The sequence below is a fragment of the Burkholderia perseverans genome (assembly GCF_022870505.1).
GTDB classification, from domain to species: Bacteria; Pseudomonadota; Gammaproteobacteria; order Burkholderiales; family Burkholderiaceae; genus Burkholderia; species Burkholderia plantarii.
In genome coordinates this window covers 2,262,038-2,280,125 of the sequence record NZ_CP045094.1, presented here as the reverse complement: position 1 = coordinate 2,280,125, position 18,088 = coordinate 2,262,038, and the positions used below count along the sequence as shown (strand labels likewise).

Sequence of the window (18,088 nt, the reverse complement as noted above, 5' to 3'; positions counted from 1 at the left end):
GTCGCGAGGTTCGTCGCCTCACCCGGCATGCGGGCGAGGCTACCGCGAGGCCGCTGTCGAACGTGTCGAGGCGGCCGTTGCATTCGCAGGCGCCGAACACCGTGCGGGGGCGCCGGGCGGTTCGTGTTCATCGTCCGGCATCCGGCGGTCTCGCGCTCCGCATGAGGGACTCGACGTCGCGCATGACGCGTCACGGGTTCGCCGCGACCCGGCCCGAGCCGAATCAGCCCGCTATCGCGCCGACCCGTCGTCGCAACGGGGCCGCCATCGCAACCATGCGGCCATGCGGCTCCCGACCAACGTCGCCCCCGGGCCAGACCATCATCCCAGCAACCGATACAAACCCTCCGCCGCGGCCCGCGCAACCGCACCCAGCCGCGCCTCATCCATCCCTTCCCGAGCGCAGCCTGACAACCCCGACATCACGACCGAAACATAGTCGGTAGCGACGCCCGCCAGCTCCGGATGCGTCGCCGCGACGAACGCGCGAACCTGCGCGCGCCGCGATTCCGCCACCTCGCGCGCGAGCGCCGCGCTCTCGCTCGTCTCGCCGCCGCGCGCGGCTTCCAGCACGAGGCAGCCGATGCGCTCGGGATCGCGCGCGTAAGTCCGTGCCGCGCGCTCGATCAGGTCCACCAGCGCCTCGGCGGCCGGCCGGCCGGGCCTCAGGATCTCGGCCAGCGTCAGCTCGGTGCGCGCGTAGCGCTCCAGCACCCGCCGGAAGAACGCGGCCTTGCTGCCGAACGCCGTGTAGAAGCTCGGCGGCTTGATGCCGAGCGCATCGGTCAGCGCGCTGAGGCCCACCGCCTCGTAGCCGGCCGCATGGAACATGCGCTGGCCGACCACCAGCGCCGCTTCGGGGTCGAATCCTCTCGGCCGTCCACGCCCGGACCGGGCCTTCTCATTTAAATTAGTGACCATTACAAAAATTCCTTGCCATGTCGTAGCCATGAAATTTATAGTGGCCACTAATTTAATTCAAGGAGTTCGACGTGACATCGAAAGACGAATCGAAAGACCAGGCCGCCTGGCGCGGCAAGACGGTGATGGTGGTGGGCGGCAGCCGCGGCATCGGCGCGGCGATCGTGGCCTGGTTCGCGGCGGCGGGCGCGGCCGTGTCGTTCAGCTACGCGGGCTCGCGGGAGGCGGCCGAGGCGCTGGCCGCGAGCACCGGCGCGCGGGCGCTGCGCGCCGACGCGGCCGATCGCGGCGCGCTGCTCGCGGCGGTGCGCGAGGCCGGCCCGCTCGACGTGTTCGTCTACAACGCGGGGCTGCTGCTGAGCGGCGATCCGCTCACGCTCGACGCCGACGCGGTGGACCGCCTGATCGACGTGAACCTGCGCGGCGCTTACCACGCCTGCGTGGAGGCGGCGCGGCGCATGCCCGACGGCGGCCGCATCATCGCGATCGGCTCGGTCCATGGCGACTCCATGCCGTTCGAGGGGATCACCGCCTACGGCATGAGCAAGTCGGCGCTGCAGGGCATGGCGCGCGGGCTCGCGCGCGATTTCGGCGCGCGCGGCATCACCGTCAACGTGGTGCAGCCCGGTCCGACCGATACCGACATGAATCCGGCCGACGGGCCGCTCGCCGGGCAGATGCACGGCCAGATGGCGATCCGCCGCCACGGCACGGCGCACGAGGTGGCGAGCCTGGTCGGCTATCTGGCCTCGCCGCCGGCGCGCGGCATCACGGGCGCGATGCATACCATCGACGGCGGCTTCGGCGCGTGATGGAGACAGCCCCCGCCATGGCCCACGACGCCGCCGTCACGATCCACGTGACCTATCACGGCGAGGCCGGCGCGCGTTTCGACCGCGCCTACTACGTCGATCATCATCTGCCGCTCGTGATGCGGCACTGGCAGCCCCACGGCCTGCTCGGCATCGCGGCGTTCTTCCCGGCGCAGGCGCAGGACGGCACGCTCGCGATCTGCGAATGCCGTTTCCGCGACGAGGCGGCGCTGCGGGCCGCGTTGGCCTCGCCGGGCACGCCGGCGGTGATGGCCGATCTGCCGAATTTCACCGATCTCGCGCCGCGCCGCTCGCGCGCGGCGCCGCTTGCGGAGGACCTGGAATGAACGATCGATTCACGCCCTGGGCGGCGGTGCCGCCCCGTACCGTTCGGCGCGGCCATTTCTGGGTGCCGGGCGAGCGCGTCGAGGCCGCCGGACGCACCGTGCAACGCGGGCCGATGTATGTGGAGTGGGAGGCGCCGCCGACGGTCACACGCCGCTGGCCGGTCGTGCTGATGCATGGCGGCGGCTTCCAGGGCACCGAATGGTTCGACACGCCGGACGGCCGGCCCGGCTGGGCGCAGCGCCTCGTGGAGGCCGGCTACGCGGTGTTCGTGGTGGACCGGCCCGGGCACGGGCGCTCGCCGTACCACGTCGATACGCTGGGGGCCATGGGGCCGCCGTTCTCGTATGAGGGCGGCCGCGGGATCTATTTCCCCGGCGACGACGCGCGCCACACGCAATGGCCGTTCGCGGCCGACGACGCGGCCGCGATGGACGCGTTCATCGCCGGCTACGGGCCGCTGCCGGCCGATCTCGAGGCATCGCAGACGATGGACGCCGATCGCACCGCGGCGCTGCTCGCGCGCATCGGCCCCGCGATCCTGATCACGCATTCGGCGTCGGGGCCGGACGGCTGGCTGGTGGCGGACCGCTGCCCCGGCCTCGTCGAGGCGATCGCGGCGATCGAGCCGATGGGGCCGCCGTTCGCGACGATCCCGAACATCGGCCCGATGCGCTGGGGGCCGGCCGCCGCGCCGCTGCGCTTCGCGCCGCCGGTGAGCGATCCGGAGCAATTGCGCGCGGCGCGGCCGGGCGACTTCCGGCTGCCGTCGCTGGTGGGGCTGCCGATCCTGATCGTCACCGCCGAGGCGTCGGCGTTCGCCGCCGCGAGCCCGCCCACCGCCGCGTTTCTCGACGGCTGCGGGGCGTCCACCGAACTGCTGCGTCTGCCCGATCACGGCGTGCGCGGCAACGGGCACGGGCTGATCTACGAGCAGAACTCGGACGATGCGCTCGCGGTGGTGCTGGCGTGGCTGGTGCGGCGCACGGAAGGCGCCGGCGCCACCGAGGAGGCGGACGAGACGGCAGCGGCCGATGCCGGGACCGCCAATGCAAAAGGAGGGGTGCGATGAGGATCGGCGTGATCGGCCTGGGCGCGATGGGGCGCGCGATGGCGCGCAATCTGGCTCGAGCGGGCCATGAGGTGACGGCCTGGAACCGCTCGGGCGGCGAGGTGGAGGGGGTGACGCGCGTGGCGACGCCGGCCGGGGCGTTCGGCAGCGACGTCGTGCTGACCATGCTCTCCGACGACGAGGCGATCCGCCGGAACGTACTTGTGCCCGAGGTGCTGGCCGCCGCGCGGCCGGGGCTCGTCCATGTGGTCAGTTCGACGATCTCGGTGGCATTCGCGCGCGAGCTGGCCGGATGGCACGAGACGGCCGGCCTCGGCTACGTGTCGGCGCCGGTGCTCGGGCGGCCCGACGTGGCGGCCCGCGGCGAGCTGAACGTGCTGGTGGGCGGCCGGCCCGAGGCGGTCGAGGTGGTGCGGCCGCTGCTGGAGGTGATCGGCGGACGCCTCTGGGACATGGGCGCCGATGCACCCACCGCGAACGCGGCCAAGATCGCCTGCAACATGATGATCACGATGGCGATCGAGGCGATGGCCGAGGCCGTGGTGCTGACCGACGCGAACGGCCTGCCGCGCGAGCGCTTCTTCGAGTTGATCCTCGGCACGCTGTTCGGCAGCCGCTCCTACCAGGTCTATTCGGCCAACATCGCGGCACGGCGCTACGCGCCCGGTTTCAAGGCCTCGCTCGGGCTGAAGGACCTGCGGCTCGCCTCGGAAGCGGCCGACGCGGCCGGCCGCGCGCTGCCGATGCTGGCGGCCGTGCATGCCCGGATGGCCGAGACGGTGGCGGCGGGCCTCGGCGACCGCGACTGGTCGGTGATGGCGGAAGTGACGGCGGGCAGCCCCGGCACGCTGCCGATCGATTGAGGGCGCGGCGGCGAGCCCGCCTTGGCGGACCGGGCGTCCGCCGTCCGCCAAGGCGGGCCGTCCCGGCCGCCGGCACCGGGACGCCGGATTTGCCTGATTGATGTCGCGCTCCGTGCCGCGCCCGACGGCGCGGTCCCATGACCCGCACGACCGCGCTCCCGAGGCGGCCGGCGGCATGAGTCACTGCCGCGCGTTCGTCCCCACGCTCATGGCCTCCCTCGGGCCGCCGAGGCGCCCGTCATCAGTAGGCCGAACGAACCGCGCCGGACCGATGCGCCTTCCCGGGCAACCTTGCCCGACGCCCGAAACCCTCCCTTTCCGCTTATGAAGCCGCCTTCCAGGCGGCATTCCGCCTGCCTTGTCAATTCAGCAAACGTTGAGTTTTTTTCACAACACTGCGGCGATTTGTTGCGGCGTAACAGAATGAATTGCTACAATTGATAACTATTCGCATTCTCATTCGTAAATATTCAACAACCACAGGGGTAGGTAGTGATGAAGGGTTACGGGGCAGGTAAGGGCGGCGTCACGGTGGATCGCGGTACGCAAGCGAAGCGGTTCCGGCTGACGGCCACGTCGTGGTCAGTTCGGCGGCTGATGATGGGAGCGGTAACATTCTCGGCCGCACCGGCGCTCGGCTGGGCCCAGACGGCGACGGCACCGGCGGTCGCGGTTGCCGCGTCGGCCGGCCAGGATCAAACCCGGGCTGCCGATGCCGGCAAGACGAACAGCGCAAACAAGGCGAACGACACGGCCAGCACCAGCCGCGCGCCGGCGCGCTCGGCCGCCTTGCCGACCATCGCGGTGCAGGCGAAGGCGCTGCCCGGCGACAAGCCGGCCGCCTACGCCGGCGGCCAGCTGGCGAAGGCCGGCAGCCTCGGCGTGCTCGGCACGGCGAACGTGATGGATACCCCGTTCACCACCACGAACTACACCGAACAGTTCATGGAGGACACGCAGGCGCGCACGCTGTCCGACGTGGTGATCAACAACGCCTCGGTGCGCACGCTGAGCACGGCCGGCGGCTTCCAGGACACGTTCCAGATCCGCGGCTTCCCGGTGGCGGCGGCCGACGTCGCGCTGAACGGCCTGTACGGCATGGTGTCGTCGAGCCACATGCCGGTGAACCTGCTCGAATCGGTCGACGTGCTGCAAGGCCCGGGCGCGCTGATGTACGGCGTGGGGCCGTCCGGCAGCATCGGCGGCGCGATCAACATCGTGCCGAAGCATGCCGACGACAAGCCGCTCACGCGCCTGACGGCCACCTACCAGTCGCGCGCGCAGTTCGGCGTGGAGGCCGACGTCGGCCGGCGCTTCGGCGACGAGGACCAGTGGGGGATTCGCGTCAACGGCCTGTTCAAGGACGGCCAGGCCTCGATCGCGCACGGCAACCAGCTGCAGGGCAACGGCTCGGTCGGCATCGACTATCGCGGCCGCAAGCTGCGCTGGTCGTTCGACTCCTACGACATCGCCGAGAACACCGACGAGTTTCGCTCGCAGATCGGCGCGGGCAGCGTGAGCGCGATCCCGGCGCTGCCGTCCGCGTATGCGAGCTTCTATCCGGGCGCCAAGTACAAGATCCGCGACGCGGCCACCACCACGCGCGCCGAATACGACATCAACCAGTACGTGACGGTGTACGGCGCGGCCGGCATCCACTACGGCACCTCGATCGAGTCGTTCCCGACGCTGGCCTCGCCGCTGACGGCGGCCGGTACGTTCTCGGTGCGCAACGGCTACTACGACGCCTACAACCGGACCAAGACGGTCGATACCGGCGCGCGTTTCCACTTCGACACGTTCGGCGTCAAGCACACGCTGGTGGCCGGCGTGACGACGCTCAACGAGGAGATCGGCTACGACTACGCGCTGTCGCCGGCCGCCACCGCAGCGGTCTCGAGCCTCTACAATCCGGCGCCGCTGCCGCCGATGCCGGCGCGCACGCCCTGGGGCCGCTCCAGCGAGGTGCGCCTGAACAGCGAGCAGGTGATCGACACCATGTCGCTGTTCCACGACCGGCTGCTGCTGACGGGCGGCTTCCGCCACCAGACCATCGCCGTCGACGCCTATTCGCCCACCACCGGCGCGCAGACCAGCTCCTACGACAAGCAGGGCATCTCGCCGCTGGCAGGCATCGTGGTCAAGCCGCTCTCGAACGTGTCGGTGTACGGCAACTTCACCTCGGGCCTGGCGCAAGGGCCGACCGCGCCGATGACGGCCGTCAACGGCGGCCAGGTGTTCGAGCCGTACAAGTCGAACCAGTACGAAGCGGGCGTGAAGGTGGACTGGGGCCGCGTGATGACCTCGGCCGCGGTGTTCCAGATCTCGCAGCCGAACGGCGTGACCGGCGCCGACAACGTCTATCGCCTGAGCGGCACCACGCGCGTGCGCGGGCTCGAGCTGAACGCCTACGGCGAGGTGGTGCGCGGGCTGCGCCTGATGGCGAGCGCGACGTTCTACGACGCGAAGCTGCAGGGCACCGCGGGCGGCACGACCGACGGCAACCAGCCGGCCGGGATTCCGAAATACGCGTTCAACCTCGGCGCCGACTGGGACCTGCCGTGGGTGCCGGGCCTCGGTGTGAACGGGCGCATGATCGTGACCGGCGCCGAGAACTACAACGCGGCCAACACGCTGCACCTGCCGTCGTGGACCCGCTACGACGCGGGGCTGCGCTATCGCACGCGGATCGCCGGCAAGAGCGTGGTGTTCCGCGCCAACCTCGAGAACGTGTTCGGCAAGCGCTACTGGGTCATGCAGAACACCTACCTGATGGACGCGGCGCCGCGCACGGTGCTGCTCTCCGCGCAGATCGACTTCTGACGCGCGGGCGAGCCGCGGCCGTGAGGCAGCGGGTGCCTCACGCCGGCTGCGGCGCCACCACGACCGGGACGGATCGGCAACGACGTCCCGGTTTTTTGCGTTGACGGCGCGCGAACGGCGCGCCGCCGCCAGGCAGCGACCGCGGCTTCACCTGAACGCCCGGGCTGGCCCGGGCATCACGCTCACGGCGCGTTGCGCTTCGCGTCCAGTCCTTGCAGCAGCGCCGCGTGGAAGCGCTCCGGGTCCTGCATCTGCGGAGCATGGCCGGCATCGGGAAACTCGACGAGCGTCACGTCCGGGATCGCCGCGGCCGTGGCGCGCGCGAGCTGGCGGTAGTTGCCGAGCGTCGGGCGGATCGCGGCGGGCGCGTATTCCTTGCCGATCGCCGTGGTGTCCTTGTCGCCGATCATCAGCAGCGTCGGCACCTTCAGCTGCGGCAGCTCGTAGACCACCGGCTGCGTCAGGATCATGTCGTAGAGCAGCGCGGAATCCCACGCCACCTGCTCGCGGCCCGGGCCGCGATACATGCCGGCCAGCATCTGCACGGCCGGCTCGTAGTCGGCGCGCCACTGGCCCGCGAAATACGTGCTGCGCTCGTAGTTGCGGATCCGCTCGGCAGTGGTGCCGAGCTCGCGCTCGTACCACTGGTCGACCGACACGGGCGGCACGCCCTTGGCGCGCCAGTCCTCCAGGCCGATCGGATCGACCAGCACCAGCCGGTCGGTCTCGTGCGGATATTGCAGCGCGTAGCGGATGCCGAGCATGCCGCCCGTGGAGTGGCCGATGATGGTGGCGTGCTCGATGCCGAGCGAATGCAGCAGGTCGTTGGTGTTGCGCGCGAGCTGCTGGAACGTGAACTGGTAGCGCTCGGGCTTGCTCGACTTGCAGAAGCCGATCTGGTCCACCGCGATCACGCGGTAGCCGGCCTTCGACAGCACGCGCGCGGTGGGCGCCCAGGTGGCCGAGCAATAGTTCTTGCCGTGCAGCAGCACGGCCGTCCTGCCGTTCGCGGCGGCCGGGTCGGGGGCGATGTCGAGGTAGGCCATCTGCAGCTCCTGCCGCTGCGAATGGAAGGTGAAGCGCGACACCGGCCACGGATAGTCGAAGCCTTGCAGCTCGGGGCCGTAGGCCGGGCCGTCCGCGGTGGCGGCGGCGGACGCGCCTTGCGCGCCGGCGGCGCCGGGCAGCGCCAGCGAGGCCGTCAGGAGGCAGGCAGCGGCGGCGGACACGAATCGTGAATAGCGTTTCATCGGGGAATCGGAGTCGGGAAAAGGTGGCAATCGGTCGACGGCAGTCGGCCGGATCGCGATCGCACGGGCATGACGCGATGCCGGCGCGGCCGCGACTTCCCCGGCATTGTGCCCAGATTCCGTCGATCCCGACGCGTCGCGCGCGGCCGGCACGAGCGCCGCCGGCGGCAAGATGAGGGCGCGAGCCCGGCGCGGCCGGGCTTCCGGCCGGTTGGCCGCGCTTGCCCGGCATAGCTGCTATGCGCACCGCGCCGCGAGGGGGGCGCGGCCATCGCGGCGCACAGGGCGCGGGCCGGCTGTCGACGAGGCACCAGGCGAGCGGCGCGGCGCCGAAGGCAGCGCGCGCGACCCCGCCGATCGGCCGGCGATCGGCCGGCGATCGCGAGGCGGCCGGCGCGGCCCGCCGGCCACTCGCCCGATCCGGCCCGAGCGCGTCCGCCGCGACGCGGTATTCGTCAATCGATAAATAAGATCATTACAAATAATGGAAAATGGATTGAATATTATTCGTGATTGAATGGGCGGAAAATGCAATGCGAATCGGCATGGTTGGTTGTACGCGCGACCAACTCCACAGTGCGGCCTGCCTATATTGAAGCGATTATGTGGTGCACCCGCCCGGCACTCGCGCCTGTATGCCGGATATCACATTCCCGGTTATTGACCCGGGCGAATACGACACTGTACGATCTGCGTGGAAGTTTGGAACCCGCCATTTATGGTAGGTATGGCACGCGGGCACTCGACCTATAATCATTCAGGCAAACGACATGAGTGCCCTGGCGTTACCGGAGCCCGGCCCGGCATCAATTGAAAAACCGCGCGGCCGGCACGATCCGGAAATGGCACAACCCACCCGTCACATGATACCCGGCATCGGCAAAACCGAAGCGTGGTAGCGGTTTTTGTCGTTTGCGGCGCCATCGTTTGCGTTGCATTCCTGAACATCCGGATGTATGAGTATTTACCCTGAAACCGATACCACGGGAGTTTCCTGCATGGATGAACGGCCGTTCAATTACCAGGACCGCCTATCAGTGCCGCTGAGGTCCGCCGGAATTGCCGCCCCGGCCGGCGGCGCCGATTCGGCGGGACCGCGATCGGAGCGTGCCGGCCCCCTGGGAAAGCACAAAGAAATGCTGAGAAAATTGCGTTGTTATTTTCGGAAAACTGTTATGTGATGACTGTAAAACATCTGTATGCTGGCTGTTCATGTGAACGCTGCGAAAAAGTAATTTGAAGCAATCAGTGCGCTCGCGTTCAATGTGACGGCGCTGATGCGAGTTCCGCTAAATCAGCAATTCAATCGCTTGGAAATTCCTCCGCTGTACAACCCACAATATACCTTCCGATATTCGAAGAGGGCAGGAGTCACCATGACGCTCATGAGAGAGGGCGTCGTCAATATCACGCAATTGCGCTTGCGCGCCGGAGATCGGCATCGATCGGCGGCGCACTCTTCCGTATCAAAATAGCCGGACTGACGCGGCACGCGGAATCATCCAACCCGGTTGACCGACGCCTCGGGCATTGTCCGCGGTGCGTGGCGGCCGGCACGGAAATTCCACGAGGAGGCGAAATGTACGATTGGGCTGGGGAACTCTTGTCCGGACTCGAGGGCGCGAGTTCGGAACGAGAGATTTCGATATTGATCGAGGACGCGGCGAATCACCTCGGTTACGAATTCTGCGCATACGGCTTGCGGATTCCATGGCCGGTTTCGCGGCCGAAAATCTACTTGCTCAGCAACTATCCCGAGGCCTGGAAGCAGCGCTACATGGAAGCGGGCTACATCGACATCGATCCGACCATGAAGCACATGCGCCGCTTCCAGACGCCGGTGGTCTGGACCGACGCGTTCTTTTCCCGCACGCCCGAGCTGTGGCGCGACGCGCAGGCACACGGCCTGCGCCACGGCTGGTCGCAGTCCACGTTCGACAGCTGCGGGGTGTCGGGCATGCTGACGCTGGCGCGTTCGGAGGGCCCGGTCACGCCGGTCGAACTCGAGCACAACGAATTCCGGATGCGCTGGCTGGTCAGCACCACGCATCTGGCGATGACGCGCGTGCTGATGCCCAAGCTGATGCCCGACACCGAGCGCGGCCTGACCGACCGCGAGGTCGAGGTGCTGAAGTGGGCGGCCGACGGCAAGACCTCGGGCGAGATCTCGACGATCCTGCGCATCTCGGTCGATACCGTCAATTTCCACGTGAAGAACGCCGTCGCGAAGCTCAAGACGGTCAACAAGACCTCCGCGGTGGTGCGTGCCGCGATGCTCGGCCTGCTGAGCTGAACCCGCGTGCCTCGCGGCATCGCCGCCGGGCCGAAACATCACGTCCACGCGGGGCTTTCCGCCATAACAATGAATCGGACTCCGAAGTTTGGTAGTTGTCACGCAACGTAGCAAACGCTGAAATCAGATATCGGCGATCGCGTGACGGCTACCGGCGGAAAGCCCGCTACTCCCCGCGTCGAGCGCCGCGTTTCATCCAGTCGATACGAACCCAGCACCTGGCGGGTACCCGTCGCGAGCCGCGACGCGCCCGCCATCCGATCACGTTTCTTTGGCCGAAGAGAGGTAGGGACGATGGACCCCAGAGCACACACGCCGACGCAAGACCACGCATCGCACAGCCTGTACGGTTTCGACATGACCGAGTACCTGCGTGGCGAGTCGTATGCGGGCCGCACCGCCTACGACGTCGCGGTGTCCGCCGCGACGCACGGCGGCATCTATCCGCTCGACCAGGCGCGCCTCGCGCTCGGCGTCCAGGAGCGCGCGGCGCTGGCGGTGCTCGAACGGCACCCCGAGCTGCGCGTCCAGGCGAGCGCGCCGACGCCGGCCGACACCACGCTGCTGCTCTACGCCAACTCGCTGGGCCGCCTGCACATCCGCCCCGCGGTCGAGCCGAAGATCGCCTACGACGAGGCGGACAGCTGGGTCGAGCTCGGCTTCGTCGACGCGGGCGCGGCCGTGCTGGCCGCGATCGAGGCCGAGGCCGAGGCCTGGCGCGCCACCGAGCGCGAAAGCATGAAGGAGGTGCGCGCCGCGCTCGATCGCGTCCACGCCGAGGGGCAGCTGCCGCGCGTGCTCGACGAGGTGATCGACCACGTCGAGCACGTCGAATCGGTCTGCTTCTACGTGGGCGACCGCTTCTTCGCGCTGATCGACCGCTACGTCAACCTGATCGACAGCAAGAGTGGCGGCGGCTTCCTGAGCGCGCTGCGCAAGCGCGACTACGCCGACTGGAGCGACGACGAACGGCTGGTGGTGGCGGCGCTCCACGCGCTGTTCCTGTCGGGCCGCTCGGTGCGCTTCGAGGAATTCAACGGCGCGATGCTGAGCGCGCGCGACGTGGTGGGCCGCCTGAACCAGCTGTCGGACAGCTACACGAAGGCGGGCTGCGAAGTGACGGTGCCGGCCGAACTCGACCTGTTCGAGCGCGCCGCGCTGATCCGCGAGCAGACGCTCTGCGCGATCGGCAAGCCGTGGCTGCGCTATCGCTGGATCTACGGCCTGAACTTCCAGAAGACCGAGCGGATTCTCGATTCGACGGTCTCGACCGAGGCGGCCGACCAGTGGTATCGCGAGTTCGGCGACGACTTCCGCGGCCTGGTCTCGCCGCACGGCGAATTCCAGCCGCCCGAGTACGTGGCGATGGCGCTGCTCGCCAACGCGGCGATCGCGCGCGACGTGGCCGGCATCGGCTGCGACGCGGGCAGCGCGGCCGTCACCAGCTGGACCGAGTACCTGATCGAGAAGACGGTGGCCTCGGCGGTGCTGGCCACGCGTTCTGACTACGGCATGTCGAGCTCGCTGCGCGACATCGGCCAGCTGGTCAGCTACGACGAGCCCACGCTGATCGACACGATCCACGCGCTGACGCCGGCCAGCTTCTTCACGGCCTACGTCTCGCACCGCACGATCGAGCGCTACGGCGACGCCGAGAGCACGGCGATCGCGAGCTCGGTGCAAAAGCGCATGCAGTTCAACCGCTGGCACTTCATCCCCGGCAACCTCGACCGGCCGCTGGTGCGCCAGTCGCGCCACTGGTACTACCCGCCGCTCGTGCCCGACATCTCGGCGCACTCGGACATGCACCGCGCCGCGCACAACCGCGCGCGCGTGAAGTTCTCGATCCGCGTGCCGGGGCCGGACATGTCGCGCCCGCCGCTGAACATCGCCGGGCGCCGCTATCGCGGCTTCTACGACGTGCGCGTGGTGCGCGCCGACGGCGCCGAATACGGCACCGAGGACATGCTGCGCATCCGGCGCCGCACGCTCTGGCTCGAGGCGCTCTACACGGCGCTCGCGAACTACCTGATGACGCCCGACGCGAAGCGGCTGACGATCCAGGGCTTCGTGGCCGGCACCTACCGCAACCTCGCCGCCGACCGCCTGCCCGAGCCGGCGGTGGCGCGCGCGGCCACGCTCACGGAGGGCTCGGTCTGATGACTCGCCCGCCATCGGTGATCAACGCGGTGGCCGCGAACGGCGGCAAGCACGACACGCGGCGCGTGACGTTCTTCCAGCAGGGCGGCCGCATCGCGCTCACGCACGCGCAGCTCGACGCGCTGGCCGCGCGGCTCGCGCTGCGCCTGCGCGAGGCGGGCCTCAAGCGCGGCGCGCGGATCGGCATCGTCGCGCGCAACGGGCTGGCCTGGGTGCTGCTCGACCTGGCCGCGCTGAAGGCCGGCTACGTGACGGCCGGCTTCGAGTTCGGCAAGTTCGAGGCCAACCGCGAGCTGGTCGAGCGCTATGCGCTCGACGCGATCCTGGCCGACGGCGTCGCGCCGTTCGCCGCGCGCGGCGTCCACGACCTGCGCGAGCTGGTCGAGGCCGTGGTGGCGGAGGCCGGCGACGGCAGCGCGGTCGATCCGGTCGCGCCGGCGTTCGACACGGCCGTCTATGCCGACGACGACGTCACCACCATCAAGTTCACCTCGGGCAGCTCGGGCGAGCCGAAGGGGCTGGCCGCGCGCGCCGGCAGCATCGACGCCTCGCTCGCGGCGGTCCAGCAGATCTACGCGCACGGCCCCGACGACGACGTGCTGGTGTTCCTGCCGCTGTCGCTGCTGCAGCAGCGCTACTGGATCTATTCGGCGCTGGTGTTCGGCCACGACACCACCGTCACGCGCTTCGAGTACGCGCTCGAGATCGCGCGCCAGCAGCCGCCCACCGTGGTGATGGGCGTGCCGGGCTTCTACGACGGCGTGAAGAAGCGCATCGAGCGGCTCACGCCGGCCGGCGACACCGATCTGGCCGCGCGGCGCCTGCGCATCGACGCGCTGCTCGGCGGCCGGATCCGCTACCTGTGGACCGGCTCGGCGCCCGCGAACCCGGAGACGCTGCGCTTCTTCGAGGAAGCCGGCGTGCCGATCTTCGAGGGCTACGGCATGAACGAGACCTGCATCGTCAGCAAGAACCATCCGGGCCACGCGCGCACCGGCAGCGTCGGGCGTCTCTTGCCCGGCAAGCGCGCGCGCATCGACGAGCACGGCGTGCTGGTGGTGGGCGCCGAGCAGCCGGTGAACACGCGCTACCTCTACAGCGCGCCGGGCGCGAGCGAAAAGATCTTCCTGCCGACGGGCGAGGTGAGGACCGGCGACCTCGCGCGCATCGACGAGGACGGCTTCCTCTACATCCTCGGCCGCGCCGACGACCTGATCGTGCTGGCCAACGGCAAGAACGTCCACGTGCGCAGCCTGGAGGAGCGCGTGAAGGCGCACCAGGGCGTGGAGGAGTGCGTGCTGTTCGGCTCGGGCAAGCCGTTCCTGGTGGCGGTGGTGTCGCCGCAGGACGCGCGCGCCGACCACGCCGCGATTCGCGCCCACCTGAGCGAGCTGAACGCGAGCCTCGCGCCCGACGAGCGGATCGTGCGCGCGTTCATCACGCCCGAGCCGTTTCGCGGCGAGACGCGCTTCGTCACCTCGCAGTTCAAGCCGAAGCGCAACGAGATCTTCAACGCGTTCCGGCAGGAAATCGACCAACTCTATGGAGCTTCAGCGTGAGCGAAATTGAAACGATCGTCCGGCGCCACCTCGCCGAAACGGCGGGCAAGGATGCCGCCGCCGCCGCGGCGCTGCCGCTCGACGCGGACCTCGTCTACGACCTCGGCCTGACCTCGCTGGACCTGATCGTGCTGATGAGCACGGTCTGCGAAAGCGCGGGCGTGCCGCTGACCGAATTCACCGAGGACGACCTGGCCGCGCTGCGCAGCGCGCGCGACATCGTCAGCCTGCTGTCCTCGAAAGCCGTGACCTGAGCCCGACGGAGACGCTATGACCTGGAACATCCCCGCGATATTGAACACGACGCTCGAAAACGAATTCGTCACGCTGCGCCGCATCGGGCTCGACGACAAGGACGGCTTCGCGCGCATCGCCTACGACCCGGAGAGCTGGACCTACATGGTGTCGGTGGTCCACGACGAGCCGAGCCTGGTGGCGTTCCTCGAACGCGCGATCGCCGATTCGCTGGCCGGCACGCGCGTGGTGTTCGCGATCATCGACCGCAAGAGCGGCCAGTTCGCCGGCACCAGCGCGTTCGGCAACCTGGCCGCCGCCGACCGGCGCCTCGAGATCGGCTGGTCGTGGCTCGGCAAGCCGTATCGCGGCACCGCCGTGAACCGCGCGGCCAAGGGCCTGCTGCTCGACTATGCGTTCGGCGAACTCGGCTGCGAGCGCGTCGAGTTCAAGACCGACGTGCTCAACGAGCGCGCGCGGGCCGGCCTGCGCGGCATCGGCGCGACCGAGGAAGGCGTGCTGCGCAGCTTCAACTTCATGCCGAGCGGCCGGCGCCGCGACGCGATCTATTACTCGATCCTCAAATCGGAGTGGCCCGATGTCCGCGCAACCCGCTTTCGCTGATCCGGCGGCGACGTCGCCCTCGCTGCCCGCCTCGCCGTTCCTGATCGACGCGGACGTCGACGCCTCGCGCCGCCTGCGCCTCGCCGGCTCGCGCCGCGAGATCGGCCGCCAGCACGGCGCGGCGCTGCGCGAGCCGATCGCGCGCTTTCTCGGCGATCGCGTCACGCGGCTCGAACCGCTCGTCTCGGCGCGCCGCCTGCACGAGTTCGCGCCGCTGATCGCGGGCCACACGCGCGAGATCGAGCGCGTGCTGCCCGAACTGGCCGAGGAGATCCACGGTCTCGCCGAGGGTGCCGACATCGCCACCGAGGACGCGTTCCTGCTGCAGCTGCGCCGCGAGCTGTCCGGCTTCCAGCGGATCCCGGCGCGCGGCGACTGCACCACGTTCGGCCGGCATGCCGGCGGCGAATCGATCGTCGCGCAGACCATCGACCTGAACGGCGACATGGCCGGCGAGCTGAGCGTGCTCGAGATCGACGGCGGGCCGGCCGGCGACGGGCAGCGCGCGGCGCGGCCGGCCAGCGTGGCGCTGCTCAGCTTCACGGGCCTGACCGGCTATCTCGGCATCAACGACCGCGGCCTCGCGATCGGCCTGAGCCTCGTGCTGGGCGGCCTCTGGCGGCCCGGCATCCCCGGCTACCTGGCGATCCGCCATCTGCTCGACCGCTGCGCGAGCGTGGACGAATGCCTCGACACGCTGCGCGCGCTGCCGCTCGCGAGTTCGCGCGCGCTGACGATCGCCGACGCGGCGCGCGTGGTGACGGTGGAGTACACGCCCGACGCGCTGGTGGTGATGGAAGGCGCGCAGCACGCGCACACGAACCACTTCCAGCACCCCGAGCTGGCCGCCGACGACGCGCTCAATCCGTTCGCGCGCACCTCGTCGCTGCGCCGGCTCGAAGCCTGCCGCGAACTGCTGGCGGACCTGCCGGCCGGGGCCGATGCACGCGCCTGCCTGGACGGCCTCGGGCGCGCGCCGATCGAGGTGCTGCCCAGCGGCGACGTGCGCCGCGAATGCACGGTGGCCTCGGTGGCGATGTTCCCGGGCCGCCGCGCGCTGCACGTGCGCGGGCGGCCCGCCGCGGCGGACGCGGCGCGGGCCTGAGCCCGCGCAGAGCCGCAACGGCCCCCACGAGCCACAACGGATCCAGCAACGCACCGAACGCCTCACCCAACGAAACCCTATCGTCCCCAGGAGAAATTCGATGACCTATGTCGTGACCGAAAACTGTATCGAGTGCAAGCACACCGATTGCGTCGACGTCTGTCCCGTCGACTGCTTTCACGAAGGCGAGAACTTCCTCGCGATCGATCCCGACGAATGCATCGACTGCGGTGTCTGCGAGCCCGAATGCCCGGTGGACGCGATCCGCCAGGACAGCGCGCTCGCGCCCGAGCAGCGCATCTTCCTCGACCTGAACCGCGAGCTGGCCCAGAGCTGGCCCAGCATCACCAGCACGCGCGCCGCGCTGCCGGACGCCGCGCGCTGGAAGGACGTCGAGGGCAAGCTCGAGCACCTGAAGCGCGACGTGATCGCGTAAGGCGAGGGAGCCGGTCATGTCGAATTCCTCCACCCTCGCGCCGGGCGCCGCCGCCAGCGCCGCCCCGGTCCGGCCGCATCGCCGCATGCTGCCGCTGCTGTTGATCGGGCAGGGCATGGCGGCGATGGATACCTCGATCGTCAACGTCGCGGCGCCCGCGCTGCGCAGTGATCTCGGCATCTCCGGCGCGCTGCTGCAGCTCGTGGTGGCCGGCTACATCCTCGCCTACGCGGTGTTCCTGATCACCGGCGCGCGCCTCGGCGACGATCACGGCTACCGGCGCCTGTTCATGCACGGCCTCGCGATCTTCACGATCTCGTCGCTGGCCTGCGGCCTCGCGCCCGACACCTGGCTGCTGATCGTCGGGCGGCTCGCGCAGGGCGTGGGCGCGGCGATGCTGGTGCCGCAGGTGATGTCGCTGATCCAGCGCAGCTACGAGGGCCGCGAGCGGGCGCGCGCGATCGGCTACTACTCGATGATCCTCGGGCTCGGCTCCACGGCGGGCCAGGCGCTCGGCGGCCTGATCATCACCGCGAACCTGGGCGGCCTGTCGTGGCGCCCGGCGTTCCTGCTCAACGTGCCGATCGGCATCGCGCTGCTGGTGTACGCGCCCTCGGTGCTGCCGAACCTGGCCGGCGCGCAGCGGCGCCGGCTCGACCTGCCCGGCGTGGCGCTGCTGACGGTGGCGATGCTGCTGGTGGTGGTGCCGCTCACGTTCGGCCATGACGCCGGCTGGGCCGCCTGGGTGTGGGTTGCGCTGGCGGCCGGGGTGGCCGGGCTGGCCGCGTTCCTGCGCTTCGAACACGGCCTCGCGCGGCGCGGCGCGGCCCCGCTGCTGGACCTCGACGCGCTGCTCGCGCCCGGCATCCGCCCGGGCCTCGCGGTGGTGTCGATCGGCTTCATCGGCTACGGCGGCTGGCTGTTCGCCTGCGCGCTCTACCTGCAGACCGGGCTCGGCTACTCGCCGATGATTTCCGGCTTCGTGTTCGCCGCCTACGCGTTCGGCTTCGGCATCTCGAACGTGAGCTGGTCGAAGCTGCCGGCGCGGCTGCTGCGCTTCACGCCCGCCGCGGCGCTGGCGGTGATGGTGCTGGCCAACGCCGCGTTCGGCAGCGGCGCGCGCGAGTTCGGCTGGCTCGCCGCGCTGATGGTGCCGCTGCTGTTCCTGGCCGGCGCGAGCCACGGCCTCACGTTCGGCACCACCGTCAGCCAGATGACGCAGCGCACCGCGGCGCGCCATGCGCCCGCGCTGAGCGGCCTCGTCTCCACCTCGGTGCAGCTGTCGATCGTGATCGGCGTGGCCGCGCTCGGCTCGGTCTACCTGGCGCTCGCGCGGCCCGGCGACGTGCCGCGTTCGGCGCAGGCGATCTCGAGCGTCACGTTCACGATCGCGGTGCTGGCGCTGGTGGCGATCGCCTGTTCGCTGCGGCTCGCGACGATGCGCTCCCCCGCGCCCGCCGCGCGGCCGGCCGGCGACGCGCCGCGGCCGAACTGAGCGCGAGGCCCGTCGCGCGATGCGCTTGCCGATGCAACCCGACATGCCGATGGTCATGAGGACCATCACGACCACTCCGATCATCACGAGGATTCC

Annotated in this window: 15 protein-coding genes; 13 read left to right on the top strand and 2 right to left on the bottom strand. The window is 69.8% G+C overall.

Translation table 11 applies throughout. The annotated features are described in order from the left end of the window. Window positions 1-321: 321 nt before the first annotated feature. Window positions 322-921: a TetR/AcrR family transcriptional regulator gene (locus BpN12_RS24755; protein ID WP_246794897.1), complete on the bottom strand. Its 600-nt coding sequence runs from the start codon at window positions 919-921 to the stop codon at window positions 322-324. 71 nt (window positions 922-992) lie between these two features. Here BpN12_RS24755 and bdcA point away from each other — a divergent pair, with 71 nt between their 5' ends. From bdcA to BpN12_RS24730, 5 genes are all read left to right on the top strand, one after another. Next, entirely contained in the window at window positions 993-1,733 is a 741-nt protein-coding gene (gene bdcA, locus BpN12_RS24750) for an SDR family oxidoreductase (RefSeq protein ID WP_246794896.1), read from the top strand. A 17-nt stretch (window positions 1,734-1,750) separates the two neighbouring features. Continuing rightward, on the top strand, window positions 1,751-2,080 hold the full coding sequence (locus BpN12_RS24745) for an EthD family reductase (RefSeq protein ID WP_246794895.1): 330 nt from the start codon (window positions 1,751-1,753) through the stop codon (window positions 2,078-2,080). After that, window positions 2,077-3,150, top strand: a complete 1,074-nt coding sequence (locus tag BpN12_RS24740) for an alpha/beta hydrolase family protein (protein ID WP_246794894.1) — start codon at window positions 2,077-2,079, stop codon at window positions 3,148-3,150. The genes BpN12_RS24745 and BpN12_RS24740 overlap by 4 nt, the downstream gene beginning before the upstream one ends. Beyond that, a complete protein-coding gene (locus tag BpN12_RS24735; protein ID WP_246794893.1) occupies window positions 3,147-4,013 on the top strand; it encodes an NAD(P)-dependent oxidoreductase in 867 nt (288 codons plus the stop codon). Before BpN12_RS24740 ends, BpN12_RS24735 begins: the two co-directional genes overlap by 4 nt. Before the next feature lie 600 nt (window positions 4,014-4,613). Continuing rightward, window positions 4,614-6,836 (top strand): TonB-dependent receptor, encoded by a 2,223-nt coding sequence (locus tag BpN12_RS24730; RefSeq protein ID WP_246794892.1) that lies wholly within the window; start codon window positions 4,614-4,616, stop codon window positions 6,834-6,836. 182 nt (window positions 6,837-7,018) lie between these two features. Here the strand turns inward: BpN12_RS24730 and BpN12_RS24725 are convergent, their stop codons facing one another. Continuing rightward, a complete protein-coding gene (locus tag BpN12_RS24725) occupies window positions 7,019-8,086 on the bottom strand; it encodes an alpha/beta fold hydrolase (RefSeq protein ID WP_246794891.1) in 1,068 nt (355 codons plus the stop codon). A gap of 1,579 nt (window positions 8,087-9,665) precedes the next feature. Here BpN12_RS24725 and BpN12_RS24720 point away from each other — a divergent pair. The 8 genes from BpN12_RS24720 to BpN12_RS24685 all read left to right on the top strand — a co-directional run bounded on the left by BpN12_RS24720 (window position 9,666) and on the right by BpN12_RS24685 (window position 17,992). Continuing rightward, window positions 9,666-10,379 carry an autoinducer binding domain-containing protein gene (locus BpN12_RS24720; protein WP_042625025.1) on the top strand — a complete coding sequence of 238 codons (714 nt, stop codon included), beginning with the start codon at window positions 9,666-9,668 and terminating at the stop codon, window positions 10,377-10,379. A gap of 294 nt (window positions 10,380-10,673) precedes the next feature. Continuing rightward, window positions 10,674-12,539, top strand: coding sequence for a hypothetical protein (locus BpN12_RS24715; protein ID WP_246794890.1), 1,866 nt, complete (start codon window positions 10,674-10,676; stop codon window positions 12,537-12,539). After that, the gene (locus BpN12_RS24710; protein ID WP_246794889.1) at window positions 12,539-14,098 is read left to right on the top strand and encodes an AMP-binding protein; all 1,560 of its coding nucleotides are present in this window, start codon (window positions 12,539-12,541) and stop codon (window positions 14,096-14,098) included. Before BpN12_RS24715 ends, BpN12_RS24710 begins: the two co-directional genes overlap by 1 nt. Beyond that, window positions 14,095-14,352, top strand: coding sequence for a phosphopantetheine-binding protein (locus tag BpN12_RS24705; protein WP_246794888.1), 258 nt, complete (start codon window positions 14,095-14,097; stop codon window positions 14,350-14,352). Before BpN12_RS24710 ends, BpN12_RS24705 begins: the two co-directional genes overlap by 4 nt. Before the next feature lie 16 nt (window positions 14,353-14,368). Next, the gene (locus BpN12_RS24700; RefSeq protein ID WP_246794887.1) at window positions 14,369-14,956 is read left to right on the top strand and encodes a GNAT family N-acetyltransferase; all 588 of its coding nucleotides are present in this window, start codon (window positions 14,369-14,371) and stop codon (window positions 14,954-14,956) included. Continuing rightward, complete coding sequence (locus tag BpN12_RS24695; RefSeq protein WP_246794886.1) at window positions 14,931-16,061, top strand: C45 family autoproteolytic acyltransferase/hydrolase; 1,131 nt, start codon at window positions 14,931-14,933, stop codon at window positions 16,059-16,061. The genes BpN12_RS24700 and BpN12_RS24695 overlap by 26 nt, the downstream gene beginning before the upstream one ends. Window positions 16,062-16,161: 100 nt before the next feature. After that, a complete protein-coding gene (gene fdxA / locus BpN12_RS24690; RefSeq protein ID WP_246794885.1) occupies window positions 16,162-16,497 on the top strand; it encodes a ferredoxin FdxA in 336 nt (111 codons plus the stop codon). 16 nt (window positions 16,498-16,513) lie between these two features. Further along, window positions 16,514-17,992 (top strand): MFS transporter, encoded by a 1,479-nt coding sequence (locus BpN12_RS24685; RefSeq protein ID WP_246794884.1) that lies wholly within the window; start codon window positions 16,514-16,516, stop codon window positions 17,990-17,992. Window positions 17,993-18,088 lie beyond the last annotated feature (96 nt).